The 11,539-nt window shown below is 65.5% G+C and carries 10 protein-coding genes; 6 read left to right on the forward strand and 4 right to left on the reverse strand.

From position 1 onward, the window contains the following. Positions 1–9: 9 nt before the first annotated feature. Positions 10–1,416: a KamA family radical SAM protein gene (locus ASD28_RS04160; RefSeq protein WP_056124449.1), complete on the reverse strand. Its 1,407-nt coding sequence runs from the start codon at positions 1,414–1,416 to the stop codon at positions 10–12. Between the two features lie 296 nt (positions 1,417–1,712). On the opposite strand from ASD28_RS04160, the gene ASD28_RS04165 reads away from it, so the two are divergent. Both ASD28_RS04165 and ASD28_RS04170 read left to right on the forward strand, forming a co-directional pair. Further along, on the forward strand, positions 1,713–2,171 hold the full coding sequence (locus ASD28_RS04165) for a cache domain-containing protein (protein WP_056124452.1): 459 nt from the start codon (positions 1,713–1,715) through the stop codon (positions 2,169–2,171). A gap of 81 nt (positions 2,172–2,252) precedes the next feature. Next, entirely contained in the window at positions 2,253–3,953 is a 1,701-nt protein-coding gene (locus tag ASD28_RS04170; protein ID WP_082577209.1) for a methyl-accepting chemotaxis protein, read from the forward strand. Positions 3,954–3,957: 4 nt separating this feature from the next. Here the strand turns inward: ASD28_RS04170 and ASD28_RS04175 are convergent, their stop codons facing one another. Further along, on the reverse strand, positions 3,958–4,527 hold the full coding sequence (locus tag ASD28_RS04175) for a DNA-3-methyladenine glycosylase (protein WP_056124456.1): 570 nt from the start codon (positions 4,525–4,527) through the stop codon (positions 3,958–3,960). Positions 4,528–4,677: 150 nt separating this feature from the next. Here ASD28_RS04175 and ASD28_RS04180 point away from each other — a divergent pair, with 150 nt between their 5' ends. Together ASD28_RS04180 and ASD28_RS04185 are read left to right on the forward strand one after the other, a co-directional pair. Continuing rightward, positions 4,678–5,550 (forward strand): HDOD domain-containing protein, encoded by an 873-nt coding sequence (locus ASD28_RS04180; protein ID WP_056124458.1) that lies wholly within the window; start codon positions 4,678–4,680, stop codon positions 5,548–5,550. A gap of 82 nt (positions 5,551–5,632) precedes the next feature. Then, positions 5,633–6,811 carry a tetratricopeptide repeat protein gene (locus ASD28_RS04185; protein WP_056124461.1) on the forward strand — a complete coding sequence of 393 codons (1,179 nt, stop codon included), beginning with the start codon at positions 5,633–5,635 and terminating at the stop codon, positions 6,809–6,811. Between the two features lie 49 nt (positions 6,812–6,860). On the opposite strand, the gene infA is transcribed toward ASD28_RS04185, so the two are convergent. Next, positions 6,861–7,124 carry a translation initiation factor IF-1 gene (infA, locus tag ASD28_RS04190; protein WP_056124464.1) on the reverse strand — a complete coding sequence of 88 codons (264 nt, stop codon included), beginning with the start codon at positions 7,122–7,124 and terminating at the stop codon, positions 6,861–6,863. Positions 7,125–7,516: 392 nt separating this feature from the next. Here infA and ASD28_RS04195 point away from each other — a divergent pair, with 392 nt between their 5' ends. Together ASD28_RS04195 and ASD28_RS04200 are read left to right on the forward strand one after the other, a co-directional pair. Next, on the forward strand, positions 7,517–10,477 hold the full coding sequence (locus tag ASD28_RS04195) for an EAL domain-containing protein (RefSeq protein ID WP_082577208.1): 2,961 nt from the start codon (positions 7,517–7,519) through the stop codon (positions 10,475–10,477). Positions 10,478–10,518: 41 nt separating this feature from the next. After that, positions 10,519–11,004, forward strand: a complete 486-nt coding sequence (locus ASD28_RS04200) for an RICIN domain-containing protein (protein ID WP_056124466.1) — start codon at positions 10,519–10,521, stop codon at positions 11,002–11,004. A gap of 5 nt (positions 11,005–11,009) precedes the next feature. Here ASD28_RS04200 and ASD28_RS04205 read toward each other — a convergent pair whose 3' ends face one another. Continuing rightward, complete coding sequence (locus ASD28_RS04205; RefSeq protein WP_056124470.1) at positions 11,010–11,501, reverse strand: DNA-deoxyinosine glycosylase; 492 nt, start codon at positions 11,499–11,501, stop codon at positions 11,010–11,012. Positions 11,502–11,539 lie beyond the last annotated feature (38 nt).

The raw sequence follows: 11,539 nt of genomic DNA on the forward strand, positions 1-11,539 counted from the left end.
TCCTGCGGGTCAGGCCGCGTCGGGTTGACTGTCGCTGGCACGCCGGTCCTGCGCCTGGACAGCCTGGATCGGGATCACGCGGCCCGCCGCACCAAACGTGTCGTGATCGTCCTCGCCGCCCTCGAAGAAGAATTTCTTGCGGCCGAACGCGGGCTTCAGGTGATCGAGCCAGGTGGCGTCGGGATCGTATTTCGCGAAGAACGGCCGGCGCACCCAGTCCGGATTGCGCGCCTGCAGGAACTGCAACGCGAACAGCTTTTCGCCGTTGATGGTGACGACGCCGTCGATCACGACCTTGCCCGGGAACGCGCTCATCGACGGCCCGCGCACGGTGCGCGACAGGCCCGACACCATGCTGTACGCGGACTGGAAGATCTCGTGCGCGCGCGCCAGGGGCAGCGCGAAGTACTCGCGCGGCCCGGTGTCGCGCTCGACGAACATGTAATAAGGGATCGCGCCCAGGCGCACGCCCGTCGTCCACAGTTCGGCCCAGCTGTTCGGGTCTTCGTTGATGTGGCGGATCAGCGGCCCCTGCATGCGCAAGGTGGCGCCCGTGCCGACGATGCGCTTGACGGCCTGCTGGGCCACCGGCTGGCGCAGCTCGACGGCGTGGTTGTAATGCCCCATCAGCGCGAGGTTCTTGCCGGCCTTGACGACTTTTTCGAACAGTCGCATCAGGTCGTCGCTGTCCTTGTCCGACACGTAGCGCTGCGGCCAGTATGCGACCGACTTGGTGCCGATCCGGATGTTCTGGATATGCGCCAGTTCGGGCGCCAGCAGCGGTTCGATGAACTCGGCCAGCGAGCGCGTATTCATGATCATCGGATCGCCGCCCGTGATCAGGACGTCCGTCACGTCTGGATGCGTGCCGAGGTAGGACACCAGTTCCGTCGATTCGCGCGCATCGAACTTCATCTCTTCCATGCCCACGAACTGCGGCCAGCGGAAGCAGAAGGTGCAATAGGCGTGGCACGTCTGGCCCGCGCTGGGGAAGAACAGCACGGTTTCCTTGTACTTGTGCTGCAAGCCCTTGAGCGGGGCGTCGTTCACGCGCGGCACGTTGTGCGTCATCTGCCCGGCCGGGTGCGGATTCATGCGCATGCGGATCTGGTGCACGAGCTGCGCGATCGCGGCGTCGTCCTTATTGACCAGCACGAGGTCGCGCAGCTGCTCGTATTCGCGCGCGGGCAGCATGTCGCGGTGGGGGAACGTCAGGCGATAGATCGGATCATCCGGAACATTGCTCCAGTCGATCAGCTGCTCCATCACGTATTCGTTCGTGCGGAAGGGCAGCACGTGGGACACCACCTGCACTGCTTCCTGCAGATCCGGGCTCAGCCATTGCCATTGGCGCGCGTTCTGGATCGACTGGCGGGTATAGGGCTTGAACTTGGCGGGGGTTGCGTCGAGGGTCACGGGATTTCTCCTGAGGGAAGTGGTTGATGGCAGCAAAAGGTGACGCATGGAAATAATTGCCGACAGGAACCGATGGTAGGGAGGCGGCCTCGCCTTTGAGTTGCCCTCAGTCAAGTTCCGATTCCATTTCTCACTGATTTCCACATGCCCTGCGAAAGATCAGCGTTGCCGTTGCGGCGGCACATCGGGCGCTACTTGCGTTAGCACAACAGCCCGGCTGGGGCCGCGGCGTAGAGTAGGAAATGCAAATAGGCAACATTCAGACCTATTCATCTTTTCCCCCGAAAGGACATCCTATGAAGCTGACCGCAACCGTAGTCGCTACCGCCCTGACCCTGTCCTGCGCCGACACACTGGCGGCCGAACCGACCGAGAAAGATGCGATCGCCATGGCCGAGCGCGGCGCCGCGATGGTCAAGGCCAAGGGCAAGGAAGAAGTCATGAAACGCATCACGTCCAAGGATCCGGAATTCGTCCAGGGTTCGCTGTACATCGACATGCGCGACGTCAAGACCGGCATCGTGCTGGCCCACCCGTACAACCCGTCGATCGTCGGCAAGGACTTGACCGACGTGCCCGATGCGAACGGCAAGAAATACCGCCGCGAGATCATCGAACTGGCCGCCGCCAAGGGCAAGGGCTGGGTCGACTACCAGTACAAGAATCCGACCACGGGCAAGATCGAGCCGAAGACGACGTATATCCTGCTCGTCGACGGCGTCGTGCTCGAGGCCGGGCTCTACAAGAAGCAATAGGTCGTGCACGCGGGCGGCATGCCCGCGTTCGTTGTTCTGGCGGGCGGCATGCCCGCGTTCTTTTTTAAGCGGGAGCGCAACATGCTGAAAAAACTGAGGATCGGTCCGAAGCTGCTACTGGCGCCCGGCATGGTGTTGGTGCTGCTCTTGATGCTGTCCGGTGCCGCCTGGTACGGGATGGTGCGCCAGAACGCGTCGCTGGAAAACATGGTGCAGGTCCGCGCGGCGCGCCTGAAAAACGTGGCCGACGTGGCCGGCGACGCCAAGTACGTCCACGCCAACGCTTATCAACTGCTGGCCTGGATCAACGGCAGCTTCGCCAAGAACCGCCTCGACGCGCTGATCGCCGACATCGGCAAGCGCCACGCCGCCGTGCAGGCGCAGTTGCAGGAACTCGCGCGCACGACCGAAGGCGTGGAACGCAAGCCCGTCGACGCGTCGCTGGCCGCGCTGGCGGCCTACCGCAAGGCCGTGCAGGAGACCATCGAGATGGCGCAGGTCGACCAGTCGATCGCCACCAACTCGATGCAGAAAGCGGAAAAGGAATTCATGGTGCTGAACCAGCAGCTGGCCCAACTGGCCGCGCTGGAAAAGACGCTCAGCGAACAGGCCTACGCCGCCGCGCGCACGGAGTTCCACGACCTGGGCACGTGGATGGCCGCGCTGGTGCTGCTGTCGATCGCCGCGTCGCTGGCCGTCACGATGTTCGTCCGCCGCGCGATGTTGCGCGACATCGGCGCCATCTCGGCCGTCGTGGGCGAACTGGCCGAAGGCCGCCTGTGCGTGAGCGCCCACAACGACGGCCGCGACGAAATCGCCGACACGGCGCGCGCGCTCGACCAGACCATCGCCAACCTGAACACGACGCTGCGCAGCGTGCTCGATTCGGTGCGCTCGATCGACACGGCATCGAAGGAAATCGCCAGCGGCAACCTGGACCTGTCGACCCGCACCGAGCTGCAGGCCGGTTCCCTGCAGCAGACCGCGAGCGCGATGGAGACGCTGACCCAGGCCGTCAAGGGCAATGCGGACAACGCGCGCCTGGCAACGGAACTCGCGGCCGAGGCGGCGCGGCTGGCGGCCGGCGGCGGCCAGGCCGTCGACCGCGCCGTCGCAACGATGGAATCGATCCGCGCCAGCTCGCGCAAGATCGTCGAGATCACCGGCGTCATCGACGGCATCTCGTTCCAGACCAATTTGCTCGCGCTGAACGCCGCCGTCGAAGCGGCGCGCGCCGGCGAGCAGGGCCGCGGCTTCGCAGTCGTCGCCAGCGAGGTGCGCACGCTCGCGCAGCGCTCCGCCTCCGCGGCCAAGGAAATCAAGGCGCTGATCGCCGATTCGGTCGCGATCATCGACAACGGCAGCGCCTCCGTCAACGAGGCGGGATCCAGCATGGGCAGCGTGGTCGCGTCGGTGCAGCAGGTGAACGACATCATCAACCGCATCAGCGCCGCCAGTAGCGAGCAGGCCGAGGGCATCGCCGAAGTCAATCTCGCCGTCGGCCAGATGGACGACATGACGCAGCAGAACGCCGCGCTCGTCGAACAGGCCGCGGCGGCGGCGGCCAGCCTGCACGAGCAGACCGTCAACCTGGCGCGCGCCGTGGCTATCTTCCGCATCGAGGATGCCCAGGACGAGGCACCGGCCCCGATCGAACGGCGTGCCGCGGACAGCGCGATGCGCGGCCGGCCCGCGCTCGCGCATCATGCGACGCAAGACGAAGAAGACGCGCCACGACCGCAGGCAAACGGTGCGCGGGCGCGGGCCGCCAACGGCCGCTAATCGTTCAGCGGAACGGCTTGCTGACCCAGCGCGACCCGGCCAGGCCGAACCGCCAGGGCACGTCGACGGCTTTCGAAATCCCGATGCGCGGCCCGCTGACCACGTCGATGCCGGCGGGTGCCGGCGCCAGTTCGAACGGCGCCGCAGCCAGCGAGCGGCCGTTCAGGTCGCGCGTCACGCCCAGTGCCTGGCACAGCTTGCCGGGCCCGGAACACAGCAGCCAGTGGTCGCGCGTGCCGCGCCGCTCGGCCATCGTCTCGATGCCCGTCACGGGTTCGAGCGCGCGGATCAGCACCCCGGCGCCATGCCCCTCTTCCCGGCAGACGAAGTTCAGGCACCAGTGGATCCCGTACGAGCGGTAGACGTAGGCGTGGGCCGGCGGGCCGAACATCGCGAAATTGCGGTCGGTCGGGCCGGAATAGCTGTGCGACGCGGGATCTTCGCCGTCATAGGCCTCCGTCTCGACGATGCGGCCGCCGACGCCGTCGACGAGCACCGTGACGCCGATCAGCTGGCGCGCGACCAGATGCGAGGGTGCTAGAAAATCAATGTCGGCAAGGATGGTTGAGGACATGGAGCAATTCTATATTGTTAAGATTTGACAGGTCGCACTGTCGGTTTTGCTACACAAAAGCAATACTTTGCTGCAACTTCAAAGGCACTGGTTTATAGTGACAAACTTCGCACGGATTTCCGTGCAGCATCATTTTGTTCCCTTCCCGTCATGAGTACAGCAGCTGCCCTGGCGCGCCCGAGCGCCGTCGCCGAGGATCCCGTCGACGCCCTGATCAGGTCGATCCGGATCCCGCCGCGTCCCAGCCTGCTCGCCGACCTGCAACGGGAGCTCGCGTCGTCCGATCCGAGCCCGGCCGCCATCGGCCGCATCGTCGCCAGCGACGTCGGCATGTCGGGCGCGCTGCTGAAGCTTGCCAATTCATCCATCTTCGGGGGCCGGCGCAAGGCCAAGTCGATCGAGCAGGCGATCCTGTTCCTCGGCATTAACCAGGTCGCGTCCCTGATGACGGGCCTGCTCGCGCGCCGGGCGATCCCGGCCAACAGCGCGGCGCTGGCCAGCTTCTGGGAAGTGTCGAGCCGCCGCGCCGAGGCGATGGTGTTCCTGTCGCGCCGCCTGCGTATCGGCGAGGCCGACGTGGCGCACACGTTCGGCCTGTTCTGCGATACCGGCGTACCGCTGCTGATGGACCGCTTCCCCGACTACGCCGTCACGTACGCCGCGGCGTCGCTGGAGACGGAGCGTCCGTTCACGGCGCTGGAAGAAGAGCGCCACAACACGAGCCACACGGCGATCGGCACCCTGCTGGCGCGCAACTGGGGCCTGTCGGAAGACGTCGCGTGGTCCATCCTGCACCACCACGATTACGCGGTTCTGGACGACGCCAACACGACGCCGACGGTGCGTTCGCTCGTCGCGCTGTCGCTGCTGGCCGAAAGCGCGATCTGCAAATACCAGGGCGACGCCGAATCGCTCGAATGGAACAAGGGCGGCGCGCGCGCGCTCGCCTACCTGGGCCTCTCCGACGAGGAAACGGCCGAGCTGCTCGACGAGCTGCACGAAGCCTTCCACGACGACCAGTAGCGCGTCTTTACTTCCGCCCCGGACCGGCAGATACTTCATTCACAAGAATGAGAATCGACGAATCGCCGGCCGAGGAGGAGACATGAAACGCCTGGCGTCCCTATTGCTCGTATTACCTTTGCTGCTGGCCGGCTGCGCCGGCACACCGCAACTGAGTGCCCCGCCCCCGCTGTTCGCCGACGCGTCGTTCAAACCGCCGTCCGAGACCATCGGCGCACACAACCTGTTCACGCTGAGCCCCGCCATGCAGGCCTACGTGCACAGTCCCGCCTTCGAAGCGCATCTGCGCAGCAAGGGGTTGGAACGGGGCCTGATCGACGCGCTGTACAGCAAGACCGACCTGAAGCTCGAATACGATTCCAGCCGCACCCGCACGGCGGCCGAAACGTACGAGGCGCGCACCGGCAACTGCCTGTCGCTCGTCGTCATGACGGCCGCCTTCGCGCGCGAACTGGGCATGACGGTGCGCTTCCGCAGCGTGCTCGTGGACGAGACCTGGAGCCGCGACGGCGGCATCTATCTCGTGGCGTCGCACGTCAACATCGCGCTGGGCCACCGCAAGCGCAACGGCCTGCTGTACGACGAGACGTCGGAGCACGAACTGGTCGTCGATTTCCTGCCGCCGCCGGAAGCGAGCCGCTTCCATACGCGCCAGCTGGAAGAAGAGGACATCGTCGCGCTGTACCTCAACAACCGCGCCGCCGAGTCGCTCGTGCAGGGCAAGATCGACGACGCCTACTGGTGGGCACGCGCCGCGGTGGCGACCAATCCGCCGAACGCGATCACCTACAACACGCTGGGCGTCATCTACCAGCGCCACGGCGACCTCGTCATGGCCGAACGGGCCTTGCGCACGGCCCTCGAACGCGAACCGGAAAGCCTCGTCGTGATGCAGAACCTGGGCCCCCTGCTGGCCGCGACGGGCCGCACGGCCGAAGCGGCCGAGATGGCGCGGCGCGTGGCCAGCATCGAGCCGGTCCCGCCGTTCCAGTACTTCGACAAGGGCATGGTCGCGCTCAAGGCGGGCGACTACGACGCCGCGCGCAAGCTGTTCGAACGCGAAGTCAAGCGCGCGCCCTACTACGACGAGTTCCACTTCTGGCTGGCGGTGACGCTGCTGCAGCTGGGCGAGGCAAAAGAAGCGCGCGAACAGCTCGCGCTGGCGATCGACACGAGCACGAAGTCGGACAATCGCCAGCTGTACTCGGCCAAGCTTGCGCACCTGAAACGCCAGAGCGCGAACAGCGTCCGCATCTACTAGAACGAAAAACGGCCGCGTCGGCGGCCGTTGTGTCGCTGTCGCCCGCCGATCAACGGCGGCGCTGGCGCGCGGCCGACGGCGCGGGGGTACCGCGGGTTTCGAGATGGCGGAACACGATGCGTCCCTTGTTCAGGTCATACGGCGACATCTCCAGCGTGACGCGGTCGCCGGCGATGATACGGATGTGGTTCTTCTTCATCCGGCCGGACGTGTACGCGACCAGCTGGTGACCGTTCTCGAGGTCCACGCGGAAACGCATCTCCGGCAGCACTTCGGTGACCTTGCCATTCATTTCGATCAGATCTTCTTTCATGGATTTCCTTTCAATGTGATCCCTGCCCCTCCGTATGGCACGCGCCCGGGATGGCGAAACGGCCATCGCAGCGTCATCCTCGGGACGCTGGTCACGCATTGCCTGCTGGGGTCGGGAAAAGCGGCGCCGGCTTGGTTCGTGGCGCCGTGAATGGGGATGGCACCGATATGGGGACGTTGCTGCGAAAAAAAAGGGGGAGACACTTTCAGCTTTTGTTGCCACGAAGCCATAATCTTGTAAAGTTTCCCAATATCCATGCTAAGCTTTCAATCAAAAATATCAGGTCAGCAGACTAAGCCTCGACCGACACAAGACAGATAACCGCCGTGCTGCCAGGGCCGGCACCGGCACGCAGCCGAGGCACAGCGTGCGGAGGGAACTCAATGGGCTTGATGGCTTCCATCTCGCCGGGAAGCGTCTTGCGCCGCCGGCTCGTGCTGGTGTGCGCGCTGCTGGCATACGCGTTGCACGCCGACGGCAAAACCCTGCACGTCGTTACCGACAACAACTATCCACCTTATCTTTTCCTGGATACCAACGGGCGCCCCGAGGGATATATCGTCGACCTCTGGCACCTGTGGGAACAAAAGACAGGCGTCCACGTCGACCTCCAGCCCATGCAGTGGAGCAACGCACTCCAGACGATGCAGGACCGCCGGGCCGACGTAATCGACATGATTTTCCGGACCCCGGGGCGCGATGCGCTCTACGATTTCTCCCGGCCGTACGACACGCAGACGGTCGGCATCTATGTCGATCCGTCGATTTCAGGCATCCATGACGTGCAGTCGCTGAACGGCTTCCTGGTCGGCGTGCAGCGCGGCGATGCCTGCGCCGAACAGTTGGCCAGGCAAGGCATCACGAACCAGGTCGCCTACCCCGGCTACGTCGCCATCCTGGATGCCGTCCGCGCCGGCGACATCAAGATCTTTTGCATGGACGACAGTCCGGCGAACTACTATCTCTATCTCTACCGCGACCAGAAGAAGTTCGCCAAAACCTTTACGCTGTATTCGGGACAGTTTCGCTGGGCCGTCGCCAAGGGCGACAAGGCGACCTTCGATCTCGTCGAGCAGGGCATGGCGCGCATCACGCCGGCGGAGCGCGAGGCGCTGCGGCACAAGTGGTTCAACCAGCCGATACAATTCCGGCCCTATCTGCGCATCCTCGCGTTCGCGATCCTCGGCGCGCTCTCGGCGCTGGCCGCCACCCTGCTGTGGATCCGGTTCCTGCGCCGCGCCGTCCATGCGCGCACCGCCGAGATCCAGCGGACCGCCCGCGCGCTCATGGTCGAGCAAGCCCAGCTCCGCACGCTGGTCGAAAACAGCCCCGATGCCATGGCGCTGAAAGACAGGAACAACGTCTACGTCCACTGCAATGCCGGCGCCCAGTCCCTGCTCGGCCTGCCGGAGGACAGGATCATCGGGCGCACCGACGACGACCTGTTCGCGGACAAGGCGTTCGCCGCGTTCAGCAAGGAAAGCGACGAGCAGGTCCTGCGCACGGGCCAGACGCACAGGTACGAGGAAGCGATCGCTGCGCCGGACGGCACCCTGCGCGACCTGGAAGTGATCAAGGTGCCGATCCGGGCGGACGACGGCGAGACCGCGGGTGTCCTTGCCGTCGCGCGCGACATCACCGAACGCCGCCGCGCCGAGCGCGAACTGCGCGTCGCCTCGGTCGCCTTCGAAAGCCAGGATGGCATGCTGATCACCGATGCCCAGGGACACATCGAGCGCGTCAACGCCGCGTTCACCCGCATCAGCGGCTACGCAGCCCTGGAAGCCATCGGCCAGAGTCCGCGGCTCCTGCGCTCCGGATTGCACGAGGACGGTTTTTACCACGCCATGTGGTCGACGCTGACGGCGACCGGGTACTGGACCGGCGAGGTGATCAACCGTCACCGCGACGGCAGCCTGTACACGGCGCGGCTCTCGATCACGGCGGTACCGGACGCGCAGGGCCGGACGATCCACTATGTCGGCAACCTGCAGGACATCACGGCGGAAAAACAGGCCCGTGCCCTTGCCGAGCGCCTCAAGTCGTTCGATCACCTGACCGACCTGCCGAATCGCTTCCTGCTCGCAGACCGCATGGCCCATGCCATGGCCGGTGCCGGCAGCACCCGGGAGTTCGGCGCCGTCATGATGGTGAACCTCGACCACTTCCAGAAGCTGAACGACTCCCTTGGCCATGCCGTGGGTGACCAGTTGCTCGTGGAAGTGGCGCGCCGCATTCGTTCGATCCAGCGCGACGACGATACGCTGGGCCGGTTCAGCGGCGACAGCTTCGTGCTGCTGACCGAACGCCTCGGCACGGACAGGAATACGGCGGCGGCCCGCGCGCTGCTTGCCGCCGACGCCATCAGGACGGCGATCGCCGAGCCGATGATGCTCGACGGCCACCGGCTGACCTGCACCGGCTCGCTCGGCGTCACGTTGTTTCGCGACGGCGCGGACAGCCCCGACGCGCTGCTCTGCCAGGCCGAGCTGGCGCTGTACAAGAGCAAGCAGAGCGGACGGAATACGGTGCGCGTCTTCGAGGACGAGATGCAGGCCGAGCTCGACGGCCGCAACTGGCTCGAGAAAGCGTTACGCGACGCCATCCGCGACGACGCGCTGACGCTGCATTACCAGGTCCAGGTCGATGCCTGCGGACGTCCGATCGGGGCCGAGGCGCTGCTGCGCTGGACGCACCCCGAACGCGGCGCCCTGTCGCCCGCCGCGTTCATTCCGCTGGCTGAGGAGACCGGACTGATCGAACCGATCGGGCGCTGGGTGCTCGCCACGGCCTGCCGCCAGCTCGCTGCATGGGCGCGTCACGAGGCCATGCGTGGCCTGACCCTCGCCGTGAACATCAGTGCGCGCCAGTTCGAGTCGGAAAGCTTCGTCGACGACATCCTCGCCGAAGTCAGGCGGTCGGGGGCGCCCGTGGACAAGCTGAAGCTCGAGGTCACGGAAAGCCTGGCATTCGGCGACCTCGACGCGTCGATCCGCAAGCTGCACGTCCTCCGGGCCAACGGCTTCAGCATCTCGCTCGACGACTTCGGCACCGGCAATTCCTCGCTCAACTACCTGACCAAGCTGCCGCTCACGCAGCTCAAGATCGACAAGTCGTTCGTCGACGAGCTGCCGGCCAGCCATCGCGACGCGATGGTGGCCCAGACGATCATCGCCATGGGGCGGGGCCTGGGACTGGACGTGATCGCCGAAGGCGTGGAGACGGCCGCGCAACGCGATTTTCTCGTCGCGCACGGATGCCATTCCTTCCAGGGCTATTTGTTCGGCAGGCCGCTGCCGGTACGCGAATTCGAGGCGCAGGTGCTGGCCGCGCTGGTCGCGGCGGAGGCATAGCGCCCGCCGCGCCAACCGATTTATCCACTCAAGAGAAGACAATGCGACGACTGCTCCCCCTCCTGTTCGCTGCCGTTTCCCAAGCCGCCAGCGCCAACCCGCCCGCCGTGACCCTGCACACGGAATTCACGGGGCGTAACCACTGCCTCGATATCGTCAACGCGGATAACCGCGACCAGTTGCACATGGCCCGCTGCGGTCGCTATTCGGGCCAGATGTGGGAGATTGCGCCCGACGTCGAGAACAGCTTCGTGCGCCTGCGGACGCGCTTTACCGGCGCGGACATGTGCCTGGACGTGGTCAACGACGGCACCAACGACCAGGTGCACATGGCGTCCTGCGCCAACGTGACGGGCCAGCTGTGGCACATGGACCAGACCGGCCCCGGCCCGGGTCTGCGTTTGTGGAACCAGTTCACGGGCCCGGGCAAGTGCCTGGACATCGTCAACGATGGCAGCGGCCGCGTGCAGCTTGCGTCATGCGGCCATTATTCGGGCCAGTACTGGAGCAGGCGCGGTTTTCGCTGACCGGTTCAATCGCCAAGCAACCGCCTCCAGCTTGCCAGCTTCTGCTCGAACGTCAGCGCCATGTGCGCCGGCGACGATGACGGCAGCACGACGGTCCGATACCCTTGCTCCGCGAACTGCGGCGCAAACTTGCCCGACGTCTGCCCGTTGAACCCGACCGTTTCCAGCTCGGGACACAACCGGTGCAAGCGTTCGAAGTCATTGGCTGCCGGATTGCGGATCGCGGAATCGAGACTGCCTTCGCGCTCGCATGCGGCCAATACGTCCCACAGGCCGAAGCGGTGCGCGACGAGGCGCGGCAGGCGGTCCGCATACGGCAGTGAATAGAGATCCTCGCCGACCAGCGCGCCGACCAGTTTCCAGAACTGGTTACGAGGATGCGCGTAATACTGCTGGGCCGCGAGCGATGCGGCGCCCGGAAAGCTGCCCAGGACGAGGATGCGCGTGTCGGGGGCAATGACGGGCGCGAGGCCGGTGAGCGGGGAAGAATCGGTCATGGCGCGATTCTAGCCCGCGCACGAAAAAAGCGGCGATA

Origin of the sequence: Massilia sp. Root133 (genome assembly GCF_001426525.1) — a bacterium.
In the GTDB taxonomy this organism is placed as follows: domain Bacteria; phylum Pseudomonadota; class Gammaproteobacteria; order Burkholderiales; family Burkholderiaceae_D; genus Telluria; species Telluria orientalis.

Coding starts and splice junctions, on each gene's coding strand:
- ASD28_RS04165 (WP_056124452.1), top strand. CDS start 1,713: ATGAAGCTGACCGCAACCGTAGTCGCTACCGCCCTGACCCTGTCCTGC.
- ASD28_RS04170 (WP_082577209.1), top strand. CDS start 2,253: ATGCTGAAAAAACTGAGGATCGGTCCGAAGCTGCTACTGGCGCCCGGC.
- ASD28_RS04175 (WP_056124456.1), bottom strand. CDS start 4,527: ATGTCCTCAACCATCCTTGCCGACATTGATTTTCTAGCACCCTCGCAT.
- ASD28_RS04180 (WP_056124458.1), top strand. CDS start 4,678: ATGAGTACAGCAGCTGCCCTGGCGCGCCCGAGCGCCGTCGCCGAGGAT.
- ASD28_RS04185 (WP_056124461.1), top strand. CDS start 5,633: ATGAAACGCCTGGCGTCCCTATTGCTCGTATTACCTTTGCTGCTGGCC.
- infA (WP_056124464.1), bottom strand. CDS start 7,124: ATGAAAGAAGATCTGATCGAAATGAATGGCAAGGTCACCGAAGTGCTG.
- ASD28_RS04195 (WP_082577208.1), top strand. CDS start 7,517: ATGGCTTCCATCTCGCCGGGAAGCGTCTTGCGCCGCCGGCTCGTGCTG.
- ASD28_RS04200 (WP_056124466.1), top strand. CDS start 10,519: ATGCGACGACTGCTCCCCCTCCTGTTCGCTGCCGTTTCCCAAGCCGCC.
- ASD28_RS04205 (WP_056124470.1), bottom strand. CDS start 11,501: ATGACCGATTCTTCCCCGCTCACCGGCCTCGCGCCCGTCATTGCCCCC.